Source organism: Methyloversatilis sp. S146-33 (assembly GCF_059552495.1).
In genome coordinates, this window is the sequence record NZ_JCANOT010000026.1 from 238,869 (window position 1) to 255,454 (window position 16,586).

Sequence of the window (16,586 nt, forward strand, 5' to 3'; positions counted from 1 at the left end):
GCCCGCTTACTGCAGCACGCGGAGCGCCACTGCGCCGGTGCCGACGACGACGATGGCGATGACGCGCGTCCGGCTGACCGGCTCCTTCAGCACCAGGGCGGCGATGAGCAGCGCGAACACCACCGATGTTTCGCGCAGTGCCGCCACCAGCGCGATCGGCGCGCGCGTCATCGCCCACAGCACCAACGCGTAGGACGCCAGCGTGCCGGCGCCGCCGATCAGCGCGCGCCGGCCGCTGCCGCGCAGCCGGGCCAGGCCGGTTCGACCCCGCTGCAGGCAGAAGAGCAGAGCCAGCGCCAGACCGGTCAGCAGCAGCATCCACGCGGTGTAGCCGAAGGCGGAGCCGGACAGGCGCGCGCCGCGGCCATCGATCAGCGTGTAGCCGGCGATCACCGCGCCGTTGACCAGCGCCAGCGCTGCTGAACCCAGGTGCAGGTGGCCGCGGCGCCGGGCGTCGCCGGCCAGCAGCAGGATGCCGCCGCCGATCAGCAGGATGCCGGTCCATGCACCCGGCGACAGCCGTTCGCCGAGCAGCTGCGTCGCCGCCAGTGCGGTCAGCAGCGGTGCCGAACCGCGCATCAGCGGATAGGCCAGGCCCAGTTCGCCGCCGCGGTAGGCAAGCGCCACCAGCGAGAAGTAGGCGACATGGATCAGCACCGAGGCGCCCAGCCAGGGCCAGCTGGCCGGCGCCGGCAAGGGCAGCAGCGGCAACAGGCAGGCCGCCCACAGCGCGGCGCCGCCGACCATGAACACGGTGTCGGCGAAGGTGTCCTGCGAACTGCGCACCAGCGCATTCCAGCCGGCATGCAGCAGTGCCGCGAACAGCACGACCGCCATCACGTCCAGGGCCATGCCGTCGTCCTCCGCCGTGCGGGCGCTGTGTCAGTCGACCTGCTTCGGCGGCGCGGGCGGTGTTTCCTCGCGCACGCCGCGTATCACCTTGATCAGGCAGAACAGGAAGCCGGCGACGCCGACCGCGGTCATGATCAGCGACTGCCACAGCGGCCAGCCGCCGGTCTGGCTTTCGTCGATCAGGTTGAGCAGGCTCAGCGTCACCCCGGACATGCCGACGATGGCGAAGCCGAGGGCGGCGAAGAAGAACAGTACGCGCATGAATGAGATCCAGTGAGAGGCGGCCCAGCGCCGACGGCGGGCAAGCCGCCGCGGGTGCCCGGCGGCCTGCATTGTGTCCGAAGCGGCGGCGACCTGTGAAGCCGCGTCGCCGGCTTCGACCACGCGCGCGCTTGCGCGTGCCGCGAGCGCTCCGCGAGAATGCGGCAACTTCACTCGCGAACCGACACGATGAAACGCATCGTCATCCTCGGCACCGGCGGCACCATCGCCGGTCAGGCCCGGCAGGCCGGCGACAACGTCGGCTATACCGCGGCGCAGATCGCCGTCGGCGATCTGCTGGCGGCGATACCGGCGCTGGCCGGCTTCGCGCTGGAAGCGGAGCAGGTCGCGCAGGTCGACAGCAAGGACATGTCCTTCGTCATCTGGCGCGCACTGGCGCAGCGCGTCGCTCACCACCTGGCGCGCGACGAGGTGGCTGGCATCGTCATCACGCACGGCACCGACACGCTGGAGGAAACCGCCTACTTCCTGCACCGCGTGCTGGCACCTGCCAAGCCGGTGGTGCTGACCGCTGCGATGCGCCCGGCCAACGCGCTGGCGCCGGACGGCCCGCAGAACCTGCTCGACGCGGTGCGGGTCGCCGCGCTCACCGGCGCGCGTGGCGTGCTCGCCTGCGTCGCCGGCGCGGTGCACGCCGGTTGCGACGTGCGCAAGGTACACCCCTTCCGTATCGACGCCTTCGATTCCGGTGACGCCGGTGCGCTCGGCTACATCGAAGAGGGACGGTTGCGGCAACTGCGCGACTGGCCGGCGGGCGAGGCGCTCGGCCTCGCCTGCACGCAGCGCGAGGACTGGCCGCGCGTCGACATCGTCGTCAGCGCCGCCGGGGTCGATGGTGCACTGGTCGATGCGCTGGTGGCGCTCGGCGCGCGTGGCATCGTCGCCGCCTGCACCGGCAACGGCACGCTGTCCGCTGCGCTCGAAAGTGCGCTGCTGCGCGCGCAGGCGGCGGGCGTCGCGGTGCTGCGCGCCACCCGCATCGGCCGAGGCAGCATCGTCGAAACGACCACGCAGGCGCTGCCGTCGGCCGGCGCGTTGACGCCGGTGCAGGCACGCGTCGAACTGCTGCTCACCGTGCGCTGACGCCGGGCATTCACAAAAAAGCACGAAGATTGCGCCACGGGCGCGCTTCGACAGGGTCGCAAGCGCTTAAACTTCCGCCTCTGTGCACATCAAGAACAAGGTCGCCCGAGCGGCCGCCATAAACGAAGAACGCCTCCGATGCGACGTCGCGCATTGACCACGCTGTTGACCGTGGCTGCCCTGCTTGCCGGGCTGCTGCCGGTGGCGGCTGCGCTCTATTTCTCCTGGGCCTACACGCTGCGGGTGGAGAGCCAGCACCTCGATGCGCTGGCGCAGCAGGCGCTGGCACGCGCCGAGCAGGTGTTCGACGACGCGCAGTCCGAACTGGGCGGTCTGCAGAGTTTCCCGCAGCCAGCCTGCTCGCCGGCCCATATCGAGCGGCTGCGGCAGATCGCCTACTGCACGCCCTTCGTGCGCGAGATCGCCTATGTCGAGAACGGCCAGATCGCCTGCAGCAGCATGGGCAGCGACGCGCATCGCGTGCTGCCGGCGGCCGACTGGTCGGACGGCAAGGGGCGGCAGATCTGGTTCCGCGTCACCCACACGCTCGACGACGCGCGGCCGTCGGTGGCCATCGGCCGCGGCAGCCATATCGCACTGATCCACGCCAGTCACTTCCAGGCGCGCGCGGTCGGCGATACCCAGCTGGCGGTGCTCAGCACCACCGACTGGCTGCCGCTCGCCCACCTCGACCAGCCGCTGCTGCCGAGCATGATCGATACCGCGGTGACCGGTCGCGAGCGCATCCAGGGCGATCGCCTGTATGCCGTCGCACAGTCGGCGCAGCTGCCCATCGTCGCCGTCGGCGCGCAGTCGCGCGCCCAGCTGATGGCCGCATGGACCGAGCCGCTGGTCATGATGACGCTGCTCGGCGTGCTGGTGAGCACGATGCTGATGTGGGCGGTGCGCCGCTTCGCGCGTCAGTACTTCTCGCCGGCCAGCGCACTGTTGTCGGCGATACGCCGCGGCGAACTGCGCGTGGCCTACCATCCGCAGATCCGCCTGTCCGACGGTCGCTGCGTCGGCGCTGAGCTGCTGGTGCGCTGGCCCGATCAGAACGAGCCGGTCATGAGTACCGACGACCTGGTGCATCTGGCCGAACATTCGGGTTTCGAGCACGAGATCACCGCCCGCGTGCTGCGCACCGCGATTTCCGAAATCGGCGATCTGCTGCAGCGCCGGCCGGAGCTGACGGTGTCGCTCAACCTTGCCTCGCACGATCTGGAGCGCGGCGACCTGACCGAACTGCTGGCCGACGCGCTGGACGGCAACGGCATCCGCCGCAGCCAGATCGAACTCGAACTGACCGAGCGTAACCTGATACAGGCCGGCTCGGCCGGCGCGGTGCTGGCGCGGCTGCGCGAGGCCGGCCACAAGGTGCTGCTGGACGACTTCGGCACCGGCTATTCCAGCCTGTCCTATCTGCACGACCTGCCGGTCGATGCGCTGAAGATAGACCGCGCCTTCGTCGGCACCATCGGTTCCGAAACGCCGCACGCGCCGCTGGTGCCGCACATTGCCGAGATCGCCCGCACGCGCGGCCTGCACATGGTGGCCGAGGGCGTCGAAACCGAACAGCAGGCGGACTATCTGCGCGAGCAGGGCGTCGAGATCGCGCAGGGCTATCTGTACGCGCGGCCGATGGACGCCAGCGAGTTCCGCCACTTCCTCGCCACGCGCGGCTGAACCCGGCGCGCGGCGCGCAGTCCATCGGCCGTGCTCACCCTTCATTCACTCCGCAAGACCTTGCCGGGCACGCCGCCGCGCCTGCTGCTCGACGCTGTCGACCTGAGCGTCGCGCCGGGCGAATACGTCGCCGTGATCGGCGAATCCGGTGCCGGCAAGTCGACGCTGCTCAATCTGGTCGCCGGGCTCGACCGGCCGGACGCCGGCAGCGTCCACTTCGGCGCGCACACGGTGTCCGCGCTGGACGACGACGCGGCCACGCTGTGGCGGCGGGTCGAGGTCGGTTTCGTGTTCCAGTCCTTCCATGTGCTGCCCTGGCTCAGCCTGGCTGACAACGTCGCGCTGCCGCTGGCGCTGGCCGGTGTGCCGGTGCGCGAACGGGCCGCTCGTGCCCGCGCGCAGCTCGATGCAGTGGGTCTGGGCGAGCGCGCCGGTGACAGTCCGACCCGGCTGTCCGGCGGCGAGCTGCAGCGGGTGGCCATCGCCCGTGCGCTGGTGCATCGCCCGCGCCTGCTGCTGGCCGACGAACCGACCGGCAACCTCGACGCCGACAACGCTGAGCGCATCGCCGCGCTGTTGCGCGACGCGGTGAAGTCCAGCAAGGCCTGCGGCTTGCTGGTGACGCATTCGACCGCGATGGCGGACAGTGCTGACCGCGTGCTGCGGCTGGCGCGCGACGGTCGGCTGCACGATGCTTGAGTTGCTGTGGCGTTCGGCGCGGCGCGGTGCAAGCGCGCTGGCGCTACTCGCCATCGCACTCGGCGTGGCGCTTGGTGTCGCGGTGTCGGCCATCCACCGGGCGGCGCTCGACGAATTTGAATCCGGCCTGCGCAGCGTGTCCGGCAGCGCCGACGTCGAGGCGGTGGCGCCGCGCGGCATGGACGAAATGCTCTACCCCCGGCTGGCCGCGTTGCCCGACGTGGCGGCGGCCAGTCCGCTGGTCGAGCGCGAGATCGAGGTCGCGCACGCCGGCCGCACGCTGAAGCTGCGCGTGATCGGCATCGACGCCTTCCGCGCTGCCGCCGTGCAGCCCACATTGCTGCCGCCGGCCGACGGCATCGGCCGCCTGATGCAGCCGGGCACGCTCTACCTGAGCCACGCGGCCGGTCGCGCACTCGGCCTGCAGCCGGACGACACGCTGACGCTGCGCGGTCACGCCTTCCGCGTTGCCGGCTGGCTGCCGGCGGCCGGCGAGGGCGCGGTGCTGGCGGTGACCGACATCGGCGACGCGCAGTGGCGGCTGGGCAGCGCCGGCCGCATTCACCGCGTCGCGCTGCGCCTGCACGCGGGCGTGGCGCGCGCCGATGCGATCGGGCGCATCGCCGCCGCACTGCCGGCCGACGTGACGCTGCAGACGCCGGCGCAGGCGCTGGAGCGCGCCGACCGGCTGTCGCGCGCCTATCGCGTCAATCTCGGCCTGCTGGCGCTGATCGCGCTGGCGGTCGGCAGTTTCCTGGTGGCGGCGACGCAGGCGGCGGCGATCGCCCGCCGGGTGTCGGAGATCGCCTTCCTGCGCGCGGCCGGGCTGACGCGCGCTCAGCTGATGCGGCTGCTGGTCGGCGAAGGCGCGCTGCTCGGCGCTGCCGGTGCCGCCATCGGCATCGCGCTGGGTCACGCGCTGGCGGCGCTGGCGCTCCATCTGATCGGCAGCGACCTGGGCGCCGGCCTGATTGCCGGCGCGGCGCCGCAACTGGGCTTCGATGTGTCGGCCAGCATCGGCTTCGGCCTGCTCGGCGTGGCGTCGGCGGCAGCCGGCGCCGCCTGGCCGGCGCGCGACGCACTGGCCATCACGCCGGCGCAGGCACTGCGCGGCGGGGTGTTCACGCCGCCGTTGCGCCTGCTGGGTAATCGCCGCCGGGCCGTCGGCCTGCTGGCGCTGCTCGGGCTCGGCGCCGTTGCCGCGGCACAGCCGGCGCTGGGCGGGCTACCGCTCGGTGGCTATCTGGCCATCGGCTGCGTGCTGGCGAGCGCGGTGCTGGCGGTGCCACCGCTCGCGGCGGCACTGGCGCGGGCGCTGCCCGAAGGCAGCCGCCTGCCGCTGACGCTGGCCGCCGCGCGGCTGCGCGCCGAGCCGGGCTTCGCGTCGCGCAGCGCGGCCGGTGTGCTGGCGGCCAGTGCGCTCATCGTTGCAATGGCCGTCATGGTGTCGTCCTTCCGCGCGTCGGTCGATCGCTGGCTGGGCGACGTGCTGCCGGCCGAGCTCTATATCCGCGGCGACCGCGACCGGCCGTGGCCGGACGAGGTCGAGCGGCGGTTGGCGGCGGTGCCCGGCGTTGCCCGCGTCGACGTACTGCGTCACCAGTCGCTGCTGCTGCGCGCCGAGCTGCCGCCGGTGGCGCTGATCGCGCGGGCGCTGCCGGACGACGCCGGACGGGTGCTGCCGCGCGTCGGATCGATGGCGCCGCCGGGCGCACTGCCGCGCGTGTGGGCGTCGGAGGCGATGGCCGACCTGTACGGCTGGCGTGCCGGCAGCGAGGTCGAGCTGCCGCTCGCCGGGCGCGCGCTGCGCGTGCAGGTGGCCGGCCTGTGGCGCGACTACGCGCGGCAGCACGGCGCGCTGGTGATCGACCTCGAACGCTACCGCGCGCTGACCGGCGACCGGCTGGCCGACGACTTCGGCCTCTGGCTCTCCGATGGCGCGGACCCGGGCGCGGTCGCCGCGGCACTGCGCGACGCCAGCGGCGCCGGCGACGCGCTGGAGCTGACGTCGAGCGAGGACATCCGCCGGCTGTCGCTCGGCGTGTTCGACCGCACCTTCGCCGCCACCTACGCGCTGGAGGCGGCGTCGGCGCTGATCGGTCTGGCCGGCATCGCCGCCGCCTTCGCCGCGTCGGCCGCGGCGCGCGTGCGCGAGTTCGGCCTGTTGCGCCACGTCGGTTTCACGCGCCGGCAGATCGCTGCGCAACTCGCCGCCGAGGGCCTGCTGTCGACCGTGCCCGGCCTGCTGCTCGGTCTGCTTGCCGGCTTCGCGATGAGTGCGCTGCTGATCGAGGTGGTGAACCGGCAGTCCTTCCACTGGAGCATGGACTGGGTGGTGCCCTGGGGTCTGCTCGCCGGCATCGTGCTGGCCATGCTGGCGGCGGCCACCATCGCCGCGCTGATCGGTGCCCGCCGCGCGCTCGCCATCGATGCCGTGCGCGCAGTGCGCATGGACGGGTGACTACGCCGCGCGATCAAGGCAGAACGGTGCGCAGGTCGGCCACCGGTTCGACGCCGAAGCGCTCGGACAGCAGGTAGTCGACCAGGCGGCGCGCGCAGTCGGCCGGCGACAGCAGTGCGCCGTCGCGCTGCAGCGCCTCGAAGCGGGCGCGGTTCGGGAAGTCCGCCAGCGGGGTGGTGCGGATCTGCGCCTGCATCGCGGTGTCGATGACGCCCGGCGCCAGGCTGACGATGCGCGTGCCGGCCGGGGCGTCGAGCGCCGCAGCGCGGGCGTGCTGGTCGAGCGCGGCCTTGGTGGCGCAGTAGATGGACCAGCCGGCATAGGGCGTGTGCGCGGCGCCACTCGAAATGTGCACGATGCGCCGTTCGCTCGCGTGCGCAGCGGTGGCGACCAGCGCGTCCGTCAGTGCCAGCGGGGCGGCGACATTGAGCGCCACCGCCTGCGCGATGGCCGCCGCACCCTGGCGTCCGGCTGGCGCCACCGGTCCCAGCGTGCCGGCGTTGTTGATCAGCAGCACGCGGTCGGCAGCGGCAACGAAGCGTGACAGCGCGTCGCCCGCCAGCCAGCGCGCCAGCGCCGCGGCGTCGGCGAGGTCGAGTGCGACCTGCGTGAAGCCGTCGTCGTCGGGCTGCGGCGACCGGCCGCGTGCGAGGCCGAGCAGCGGAATGCCGCGTGCGCGCAGCGTGGCGGCAAGCGCCTCGCCCAGTCCGTGGGTGTGGCCGGTCAGTACTGCCTTCATCGTCTTGTCCTCGTCGTCGTATGCGCCGCAAAGCCGCGTCGGCACACTGTTTTGCTGTCGGCCGCAGGGGGGCGGAGTAAGATCATCGACAGAACTGGCGCGGGTGTCCGACCGGTGCCTGCGCTCCGGATACAACACGGGAGACACCCAGTGAACCCACACCAGGGCGCGGCGACCACCCCGCAGAAGACCCTGCTTCTGGTCGATGACACGCCGGAAAATCTGACCGTACTCGGCGAAATCCTGATGCCTCACTACCGTGTCCGCGTCGCCAGTTCAGGGGCACGTGCGCTGGCGGCGGCGACCAGCGATCCGCGGCCGGATCTGGTGCTGCTCGACGTGATGATGCCGGAGATGGACGGTTACGAGGTGATCAGCCGTCTGCGCGCAGATCCGCGCACGCGCGAACTGCCTGTCATCTTCGTTACCGCGCTCGACAGTACCGAAGACGAGGCGCACGGACTCGAACTGGGTGCCGTCGACTACATCACCAAGCCGGTGCGTCCGGCCATCGTGCTGGCGCGTGTGCGCGGCCAGCTCGAACTGAAGGAAGCGCGCGATCGCATGCGCGACCAGAACGCCTGGCTGGAGGGCGAGATCGCCCGCCGCATGCGGCAGAACCAGGTGGTGCAGGACGTGAGCATGCGCGCGCTCGCCAGCATCGCCGAAGCGCGCGACGACGAAACCGGCAATCACATCCTGCGCACACAGGCTTACGTAAACGTGCTGGCGCGCGCGCTCGCCAGCACGCCGCGCTACGCTGGCGAACTGACCTCCGCACTGGTCGATACCTTTACGAAGGCGGCGCCGCTGCACGACATCGGCAAGGTGGCGATTCCCGACCACATCCTGCACAAGCCGGGCAAGCACACGCCCGACGAGTGGGAAATCATGAAGACCCACGCCCGGCAGGGATCGGACGCGATCTGGCGCGCCATCTGCGACCAGGAGGAGCGCGAAGCGCTGGATTTCCTCTACATCGCGATGGACATCGCGCACTACCACCACGAGAAGTGGGACGGCAGCGGCTACCCGGAAGGTCTGGCCGGCGAGGCCATTCCGCTGCCGGCGCGGCTGATGGCGCTGGCCGACGTGTTCGACGCGCTGATCAGCAAGCGCGCCTACAAGCCGGCCTTTCCGCTCGATCGGGCGACCGCCATCATCACCGAGGGGCGTGGCCGCCATTTCGATCCGGACGTCGTTGACGCCTACCTCGCACATCTCGACGAGTTCGCGGCCATTGCCGCGCGCTACGCCGACCTGGCCGAGCAGACCCCGAACGCACCCGCCTGAGTCGCGCCGATGATGAAGTCCATACCGAGCCTTGCTGCCGCTCGCCTGATGCGGTCGGCCACCGCTGCCGACTGTCTCCTCAGTTTCGCCACACCGGCTCTGGCGCAGCACGTGCCCGCCGACTCGCTGCCCGAACTGTGGCGCGATCACCACGTGCTGTTGCTGGTACTCGGCTTCAGTCTGGCGCTGGTGGGCGCGCTGCTGCTGGCGCAGCGGCGGCACGCCCGACGCCTGCGTCGCGCGCAGGCGCTCGCCGACCGCCACGCCGCGGCGCTGGAGCAGGAGCGCAGCCGTCTGCGCATGCTGCTGAACGCGATTCCCGATCTTGTCTGGCTGAAGGACGCGGACGGCACCTTTCGCTTCTGCAATCCGCGTTTCGAGCAGCTGCTCGGCGTGCCCGAAGCGCAGCTGATCGGACACACCGATTACGACTTCGTCGAGCGCGAACTGGCCGATTTCTTCCGCGCCCACGACCGCGCGGCGATCGATGCGGGGCGGCCGCTGATCAACGAGGAATGGCTCACCTTCCGCGTCGGTGGTCAGCAGGGCCTCTACCAGACCACCAAGACGGCGGTCACCGACAGCGCCGGACAGCTGGTCGGCGTACTCGGCGTGGCGCGCGAGGTCACCTTGATGCGCGAGATCGAGCAGGCGCTGGCCGAACGGGTGAAGGAACAGCGTTGCCTGTACGCGGTGTTCCGCGCCACCGAGGACCTGCGCCGGCCGCTGCCCGACATGCTGCGCGAGGTGGCGGGTCTGTTGCCCGGCGGCTTTATGCATGTGGGTGAGGCTGAGGCCGCCATCGAGCTCGACGGCGAAACGGTCGCCACGTCCGGTTTCGACCGGGCGGTGCAGTCCATCCATGCGCGGCTGGTGCTGCGTGGCGAGGTGCGCGGACGGCTATGCGTCGCTTACCGAAGCGAAATGCCTGTGCGTGACGAGGGGCCTTTCCTGCTCGAAGAGCGCATGCTGCTGGAGGCGCTGGCCGACCGCATCGTCAGCGTCATCGCCCGGCGCGAGGACGAAGCGCGCGCGACGCAGCGCGAGGACATCTACCGTGCCATCGTGTCGCAGGCGTCTGATTCGATCACGCTGATCGACGCCGAAACGCTGGCCTTCGTCGAATTCAACGACGCGGCCTGCAATGGTCTGGGCTATACGCGCGAAGAGTTCGCGTCGCTGACGCTGGCCGACATCAACGCCGACCTCGACCCCGATGCGGTGCGGGCGAAGATGCGCGACGTGGTTGCGCGCGGCGGCGCGCAGTTCGACACGCGCCGCCGGCGCCGCGACGGCTCGGTTACGGATGTCCGGGTCAGCGTGCAGCCGGTGAAGGTGCAGGGACGGGTCTACGTATCGGACATCTGGTGGGACGTGACCGAGCGCTCCAAGGTGCAGGCCCAGCTCGACCGCGAGCGGCAGCGGCTGCAGGACATCATCGACGGCACCCACGCCGGCACCTGGGAATGGAATCTGCAGACCGGCGAAGCGGTGTTCAACGAGCGCTGGGCGGGCATGTTCGGCTATGCGCTGGCCGATCTGCAGCCCTTCACCGTCGACACCTGGGCGCGCTTTGTCCATCCGGACGACCTGCGGCAGGCCAACGAAGCACTGGAACGGCATCTGGCCGGCGAAACCGACTATTACGAGTGCGACGTCCGGATGCGCCATCGCGACGGCCACTGGGTGTGGATCGCCGACCGCGGGCGGGTGACGCAGCGCACGCCGGACGGGCGCCCGCTGCTGATCAGTGGCACCCATATCGACATCACCGGGCGCAGACAGTCGGAAGAACGCCTGCGCGAGAGCGAGGCGCGTTTCCGCAAGCTTTTCGAGGACACGCGCGAGGCGGTGGCGCTGATGGAGGACGGGCGCTTCATCGACGTCAATCGTGCCGCCCTCGAAATGCTCTGCATGCAGGATGCGGCGCAGCTGATCGGGCGCTCGCCGGTCGATGTCGCGCCGGAGTTCCAGTCCGACGGCACGCGCTCCGCCCAGGCCTTCGAGCAGATCATGCGCAGGCTGGGCGAGGGCGGCGCGCACCAGTTCGAGTGGCTGATAACGCGGGTCGATGGTGAAGCGCTGGCAACCGAGGTGCTGGCGACCGCGATCGAGCACGACGGGCGCGCGCTGCTGCACGTCGTGTTACGCGACGTGACCGACCGCCGCGAGGCCGAGCGGCGTCTGCGCGAGAGCGAGGAGCGGCACCGCCTGCTGTCGGAGAACTCGAGCGACGTGATCTGGCTGTACGACCTGCGCGCCGAGCGCTTCGTCTACATCAGTCAGGCGATCGAGCGGCTGCGCGGTTATACCGTCGACGAGGTGCTCGGGCAGAGCATGCAGGACACCATGACGCCGGACAGCTACCGCCGCGTCAGCGAGGCCTTCGCCGTGCGGCTGGCGGCCTTCCGTGCGGGCGACGAATCGATGCGCACGCAGACGATGGAGATCGAGCAGCCCTGTCGCGACGGGCGTGTCGTGATGACCGAGGTGGTGACCACGCTGCGCACCAACGCCGACGGGCAGATCACTCTCCTGCAGGGTGTCACCCGCGACATCACGGCCAAGCGGGCGGCCGAGGCCGAGCTCGATGCGCACCGCCACCATCTGGAGGAACTGGTGCGCAGCCGCACCGCCGAACTGGAACGCGCCCGCATCGACGCCGAGGCGGCGAGCCGCTCGAAGAGCACCTTCCTCGCCAACATGAGCCACGAAATCCGCACGCCGATGAACGCCATCATCGGCTTCACCCACCTGCTGCGGCGAGAACTGACGGCGCCGTCACAGCTGGATAAGCTGGAAAAGATCGCCGCTTCCGCCAAGCACCTGCTCGGCCTCATCAACGACGTGCTCGACCTATCGAAGATCGAGGCCGACCGCCTGCAATTGGAGGAAGTTCCGTTCAGCGTGCTGGCGACGCTGGACCGCGTACGCAGCATGATGGCGGACCGCATCGCCTCCAGGCGGCTGCTGCTGAAGGAGGAAGTCGATCCGCGGCTGACCGGTCTGTCGCTGCTCGGTGACCCGATGCGCGTCGGTCAGATACTGATCAACTACCTGAGCAATGCGGTGAAGTTCACCGAGCGCGGCAGCATCACCTTGCGCGTACAGGTGCTGGCCGAGCAGCCGACCGCGGTCATGCTGCGTTTCGAGGTCGAGGACACCGGCATCGGCATCGCGCCACAGAAGCAGGCGCAGCTGTTCGAGGCCTTCGAACAGGCCGAGGCGGCTACGACGCGCAAGTACGGTGGCACCGGACTCGGTCTGGTGATCAGCCGACGGCTGGCACGGCTGATGGGCGGCGACGTCGGTGTGAGCAGTGTGCCGGGCGAAGGCAGCACTTTCTGGTTCACCGTGCGCCTGCAGCGCGGCGACGCGGCGCAGCGGCCGGATTCGATCACCCGTAAGCGTCGCGTGCGCGTTGGCGCGCACGTGCTGCTGGTCGAGGACAACGCGATCAACCAGGAGGTGGCGCGCGAACTGCTCGAAGGCGCCGGACTGATGGTCGATGTCGCCGCCGATGGCGCTGAGGCGGTCGACAAGGTGGCCCGCTCGCATTACGACATCGTGCTGATGGACATGCAGATGCCGGTGATGGATGGCGTCGAGGCGACGCGCCGCATCCGCGCCACCGACGCCGGACGCATGCTGCCCATCCTCGCGATGACCGCCAACGCCTTCGAGGAGGACAGGCGTCGCTGCGAAGAGGTCGGCATGAACGGTCACCTGGTCAAGCCGGTCGATCCGGAGCGCATGTTCGCCGCGCTGGCGCAGTGGATTCCGGAGGGCGAGCATGCGGCCGCGTCGCCGCTGACGCAGACGGTGCCCGCCGTCATCGATCGCGACGTCGGCGTGCGCGCACTCGGTGGCGATGCCGCGGGCTACCGCCAGGTGCTGGACATGTTCCTGGCGAACCACAGCGGCGACGTCGATCGCCTGCGACAGGCGATCAAGGACGGCGACCGGGCGCTCGCCGAGCGCGTTGCGCACACCCTGAAGGGCGTGGCGGCAACCATCGGCGCGCACGCATTGCGCGACCGTGCGCTCGCACTCGAACAGGCCCTGCATGCCGGCACCCCGGTGCAGACCATCGCCGACGACATTGCCGCCTGCGCGGTGCAGATCGGCGCGGTGTGCGACGAGATACGCGCCCTGCCGCGCGCCGAGGCGGATGCAGTCGGCCTGCCGACCGCGCGCGTGCGCAGTCTGGTCAGCCAGCTCTGCCTGCTGCTTGAACACGACGACATGAAATCCGGCGCCATCTGGCGCGAACTCAAGCCGGCACTGGTGGCGCAGTTCGGCGAGGCGGCGGTGCATCCGCTGACCCGGCTGATCGAGGCCTTCGAATTTCCCGAGGCGCTGACCATCCTGCGCGCCTTTGTGTCGGCGCACCCGGAACTGCGGGAGGACTGAGGCGCGGCGGCGCCTCAGTCAGCGCGCTGGCGTCAGGCGACGCCGGCGGCGTGTGCCTGGCGGTCGGCGTGGTAGCTGGAGCGCACCAGCGGGCCGCAGGCGGCGTGGCTGAAGCCCATTGCCGTCGCTTCGCGCTCGAACATGGCGAAGGTGTCCGGATGCACGTAGCGCAGCACCGGCAGGTGACCGCCCGAGGGCTGCAGGTACTGACCCAGCGTCAGCATCTGCACGTCGTGCGCGCGCATGTCGCGCATCACTTCAAGGATTTCGTCGTCGGTTTCGCCCAGCCCCAGCATCAGACCGCTCTTGGTCGGCACCTCCGGGTGGCGGGCGCGGAACTGGCGCAGCAGGTCGAGCGAGTGCGCATAGTCGGAGCCGGGGCGTGCCATCTTGTACAGCCGCGGCACGGTTTCCAGGTTGTGGTTCATCACGTCCGGCGGCGCGGCGTCGAGTATCGACAGCGCAATGTCGAGGCGGCCGCGGAAGTCCGGCACCAGCACCTCGATCTGTGTGCGCGGCGAGTGTTCGCGCACCGCGCGTATGCAGTCGACGAAGTGCTGGGCGCCGCCGTCGCGCAGGTCGTCGCGGTCCACGCTGGTGATCACCACGTAGTTCAGCTTCAGCGCGGCGATGGTCTTCGCCAGCTTTTCCGGCTCGCCGGCATCCAGCGGGTCGGGGCGGCCATGGCCGACGTCGCAGAAGGGGCAGCGGCGGGTGCACTTGTCGCCCATGATCATGAAGGTGGCGGTGCCGCCGCCGAAGCATTCGCCGATGTTCGGACAGCTCGCCTCCTCGCACACCGTGTGCAGGCCGCTGTCGCGCAGGATCTGCTTGATCTCGCCGAAGCGGCTGTCGTGGCGCGCGGCGCGCACGCGTATCCAGTCCGGCTTGCGCAGGGCTTCGGCCTGCACCACCTTGATCGGAATGCGGGCGGTTTTCGATGCCCCCTTCTGTTTTTCGGTCGGGTCGTAGGCGGTGTCGCTCATGGCTGCTGTGTACCTATTCATAGAGGGCGCGCTGTAACGCGCCGGTCAATTGCAGGCAGATCGCCTCCGGTGGGAGTGCGATGCCCAGATCGCGCGTCTGTGTGACGCGCAGCCCACTGTAACCGCAGGGGTTGATCGCGGTAAACGGTGTCAGATCCATGTCGACGTTCAGCGAAACGCCGTGGTAGGTGCGGCCGTTGCGAATGCGCAGGCCCAGTGCGGAAATCTTGGCTTCGTCGTCACCCGAGCCGACATAGACGCCGGGTGCGCCGGGGCGTCGCTGCGCGCCGACGCCGTGCGCCGCCAGCAGGTCGATCACCGCCTGTTCGATGCGGTTCACCACCTCGCGCACGCCGAGGCCGGCGCGCTTGAGATCGATCAGGGTGTAGATGACGACCTGGCCCGGGCCGTGATAGGTCACCTGGCCGCCGCGATCGCTGTCGACCACCGGCACGCCGACGTCGCGCAGCAGGTGTTCGCGCTTGCCGGCCAGACCCAGCGTGAATACAGGCGGATGCTCGACCTGCCAGAACTCGTCCGCCGTGTCGGCAGCGCGCGCTGCGGTGAACGCCTGCATGTCCTGCCACACCGGCGTGTAGTCCACCCGGCCGAGCGCGCGGACGAGGGCGGTCACAGGACGACTTTCACCATGGGATGGCCGCTCAGTTCGCTGTACAGCGCGTCGAGCTGATCCTTCGAGGTCGCCCGTATCGTCGCGGTCAGGCCGATGTAGCGGCCACCGGACGACGGGCGCATGCCCAGCGTCGCCGGATCGAAGTCAGGCGCGTGGCGCAGCACCACCTCGACCACCACCTGGGCGAAGTCGTCGTGGCGCTCGCCCATGATCTTGAGCGGGAAGTCGCACGGAAACTCGAGCAGGGTGTCGGCGCGCGACGGCTGTGGCTGATCGGCCATCGGTCTGTCCTTAGAGACCCAGCCAGAGCCGGATCGTGTCCCAGATGCGGCGGAAGATGCCGCCTTCGTCGATCGCCACCTTGGCCACCAGCGGATACTCGCCGGCCGGCTTGCCGTCGATGGCCACCTTCAGCGTACCGAGCTGCTGGCCGACGGCGATGGGCGCGATCACCGGCGTGGTGATGACGATCTCGCGCGTCACCTTGCCGGCCTGGCCGCGCGGCACCGTGACGACGGCGTCCTCGGCCGCGCCGACCTGCACGCTGGCGGCGGCGCCCTTGTAGACGGCAGGCGTGGCCAGCACTTCCTCGGCGCTGGCGAGACGGGCGTTCTCCCAGGCGTTGAAGCCGTAGTTCAGCAGCGTGGCCGACGATTCGATGCGGCCCTTTTCGTTCGGCGCACCGAGCAGCACCGACACCACGCGGCGGTCCTCGCGCTTGGCCGAGGACACCAGGCACCAGCCGGCCGCATCGGTGTGGCCGGTCTTCATGCCGTCCACGCTGCGGTCCATCGTCAGCAGGCGGTTGCGGTTGCCCTGCTTGATACCGTTGTAGGTGTAGTCCAGCGTCGAGTACAGCGGGTAGTACTCAGGGAAGTCGTGGATCAGCGCGCGCGCCAGGATGGCCAGGTCGCGTGCCGTCGTGTAGTGACCGTCCTCGGTCAGGCCCGTCGAGTTGCGGAACTGCGTGCCCGACATGCCCAGACGCTTCGCCTCGGCATTCATCATCTGGGCGAAGGCGGCTTCCGAACCCGCGATCGCCTCGGCCAGTGCAACGCAGGCGTCATTGCCGGACTGGATGATCATGCCGCGGATCAGTTCATCGACGGTGACCGGCTTGTCCGGCGCGATGAACATCTTGGAGCCGCCAGTCTTCCACGCGGCGACGCTGACCGGCACCGCCTGAGTGGGCTTCAGCTGGCCGTTCTTCAGCGACTTGAAGGTCAGGTACGCGGTCATCAGCTTGGTCAGCGACGCTGGTTCGACCTTGTCGTCCGGGCGCGACTGCGCCAGCACGGCGCCGGATTCGTGGTCGATCAGCAGCCAGGCCTTGGCGTCGGGCTGGGGTGGCGGGATCAGGTCGGCGGAAGCGGCGAACGGAAGTGCGGCGGACACGAGAAGCGCGGTGCAGCGCAACAGCTTGAGCATGAAAGTTACCGGTGGTCAGAACAGCGTGCG

The 16,586-nt window shown here is 70.1% G+C and carries 13 protein-coding genes; 6 read left to right on the plus strand and 7 right to left on the minus strand.

Annotated elements, in window-relative coordinates; genetic code table 11:
• Positions 1 to 6: 6 nt before the first annotated feature.
• Positions 7 to 852 (minus strand): EamA family transporter, encoded by an 846-nt coding sequence (locus AC51BJ_RS10660; RefSeq protein ID WP_496280196.1) that lies wholly within the window; start codon positions 850 to 852, stop codon positions 7 to 9.
• A gap of 30 nt (positions 853 to 882) precedes the next feature.
• Positions 883 to 1,113 (minus strand): hypothetical protein, encoded by a 231-nt coding sequence (locus AC51BJ_RS10665; RefSeq protein ID WP_024300751.1) that lies wholly within the window; start codon positions 1,111 to 1,113, stop codon positions 883 to 885.
• Between the two features lie 189 nt (positions 1,114 to 1,302).
• Here AC51BJ_RS10665 and AC51BJ_RS10670 point away from each other — a divergent pair, with 189 nt between their 5' ends.
• The 4 genes from AC51BJ_RS10670 to AC51BJ_RS10685 all read left to right on the plus strand — a co-directional run bounded on the left by AC51BJ_RS10670 (position 1,303) and on the right by AC51BJ_RS10685 (position 7,063).
• Positions 1,303 to 2,217, plus strand: coding sequence for an asparaginase (locus tag AC51BJ_RS10670; protein WP_496280197.1), 915 nt, complete (start codon positions 1,303 to 1,305; stop codon positions 2,215 to 2,217).
• A 171-nt stretch (positions 2,218 to 2,388) separates the two neighbouring features.
• Positions 2,389 to 3,903, plus strand: a complete 1,515-nt coding sequence (locus AC51BJ_RS10675) for an EAL domain-containing protein (RefSeq protein WP_496280198.1) — start codon at positions 2,389 to 2,391, stop codon at positions 3,901 to 3,903.
• Between the two features lie 30 nt (positions 3,904 to 3,933).
• Positions 3,934 to 4,602, plus strand: a complete 669-nt coding sequence (locus AC51BJ_RS10680; protein ID WP_496280199.1) for an ABC transporter ATP-binding protein — start codon at positions 3,934 to 3,936, stop codon at positions 4,600 to 4,602.
• Positions 4,595 to 7,063, plus strand: a complete 2,469-nt coding sequence (locus AC51BJ_RS10685; RefSeq protein ID WP_496280200.1) for an FtsX-like permease family protein — start codon at positions 4,595 to 4,597, stop codon at positions 7,061 to 7,063. Before AC51BJ_RS10680 ends, AC51BJ_RS10685 begins: the two co-directional genes overlap by 8 nt.
• A 13-nt stretch (positions 7,064 to 7,076) precedes the next feature.
• Here AC51BJ_RS10685 and AC51BJ_RS10690 read toward each other — a convergent pair whose 3' ends face one another.
• On the minus strand, positions 7,077 to 7,802 hold the full coding sequence (locus AC51BJ_RS10690) for an SDR family oxidoreductase (protein WP_430435482.1): 726 nt from the start codon (positions 7,800 to 7,802) through the stop codon (positions 7,077 to 7,079).
• 150 nt (positions 7,803 to 7,952) lie between these two features.
• Here AC51BJ_RS10690 and AC51BJ_RS10695 point away from each other — a divergent pair, with 150 nt between their 5' ends.
• Positions 7,953 to 9,095 carry a response regulator gene (locus AC51BJ_RS10695; RefSeq protein WP_496280201.1) on the plus strand — a complete coding sequence of 381 codons (1,143 nt, stop codon included), beginning with the start codon at positions 7,953 to 7,955 and terminating at the stop codon, positions 9,093 to 9,095.
• 9 nt (positions 9,096 to 9,104) lie between these two features.
• On the plus strand, positions 9,105 to 13,508 hold the full coding sequence (locus AC51BJ_RS10700) for a PAS domain-containing hybrid sensor histidine kinase/response regulator (RefSeq protein ID WP_496280202.1): 4,404 nt from the start codon (positions 9,105 to 9,107) through the stop codon (positions 13,506 to 13,508).
• A 32-nt stretch (positions 13,509 to 13,540) separates the two neighbouring features.
• Here the strand turns inward: AC51BJ_RS10700 and lipA are convergent, their stop codons facing one another.
• Genes lipA through AC51BJ_RS10720 form a run of 4 tightly spaced genes read right to left on the minus strand, consistent with a single transcriptional unit; the run spans position 13,541 to position 16,556 of the window.
• On the minus strand, positions 13,541 to 14,494 hold the full coding sequence (gene lipA, locus AC51BJ_RS10705; protein ID WP_496280203.1) for a lipoyl synthase: 954 nt from the start codon (positions 14,492 to 14,494) through the stop codon (positions 13,541 to 13,543).
• 13 nt (positions 14,495 to 14,507) lie between these two features.
• Positions 14,508 to 15,128, minus strand: a complete 621-nt coding sequence (gene lipB, locus AC51BJ_RS10710) for a lipoyl(octanoyl) transferase LipB (RefSeq protein ID WP_496280204.1) — start codon at positions 15,126 to 15,128, stop codon at positions 14,508 to 14,510.
• Complete coding sequence (locus tag AC51BJ_RS10715; protein ID WP_496280205.1) at positions 15,125 to 15,409, minus strand: YbeD family protein; 285 nt, start codon at positions 15,407 to 15,409, stop codon at positions 15,125 to 15,127. Before AC51BJ_RS10715 ends, lipB begins: the two co-directional genes overlap by 4 nt.
• A gap of 10 nt (positions 15,410 to 15,419) precedes the next feature.
• Complete coding sequence (locus AC51BJ_RS10720) at positions 15,420 to 16,556, minus strand: D-alanyl-D-alanine carboxypeptidase family protein (protein ID WP_496280206.1); 1,137 nt, start codon at positions 16,554 to 16,556, stop codon at positions 15,420 to 15,422.
• Between the last annotated feature and the right edge of the window lie 30 nt (positions 16,557 to 16,586).

Excerpts from the sequence above, each read along its gene's own strand:
- AC51BJ_RS10660 (WP_496280196.1), bottom strand. The coding sequence starts at position 852 with ATGGCCCTGGACGTGATGGCGGTCGTGCTGTTCGCGGCACTGCTGCAT.
- AC51BJ_RS10665 (WP_024300751.1), bottom strand. The coding sequence starts at position 1,113 with ATGCGCGTACTGTTCTTCTTCGCCGCCCTCGGCTTCGCCATCGTCGGC.
- AC51BJ_RS10670 (WP_496280197.1), top strand. The coding sequence starts at position 1,303 with ATGAAACGCATCGTCATCCTCGGCACCGGCGGCACCATCGCCGGTCAG.
- AC51BJ_RS10685 (WP_496280200.1), top strand. The coding sequence starts at position 4,595 with ATGCTTGAGTTGCTGTGGCGTTCGGCGCGGCGCGGTGCAAGCGCGCTG.
- AC51BJ_RS10690 (WP_430435482.1), bottom strand. The coding sequence starts at position 7,802 with ATGAAGGCAGTACTGACCGGCCACACCCACGGACTGGGCGAGGCGCTT.
- AC51BJ_RS10700 (WP_496280202.1), top strand. The coding sequence starts at position 9,105 with ATGATGAAGTCCATACCGAGCCTTGCTGCCGCTCGCCTGATGCGGTCG.
- lipA (WP_496280203.1), bottom strand. The coding sequence starts at position 14,494 with ATGAGCGACACCGCCTACGACCCGACCGAAAAACAGAAGGGGGCATCG.
- AC51BJ_RS10715 (WP_496280205.1), bottom strand. The coding sequence starts at position 15,409 with ATGGCCGATCAGCCACAGCCGTCGCGCGCCGACACCCTGCTCGAGTTT.
- AC51BJ_RS10720 (WP_496280206.1), bottom strand. The coding sequence starts at position 16,556 with ATGCTCAAGCTGTTGCGCTGCACCGCGCTTCTCGTGTCCGCCGCACTT.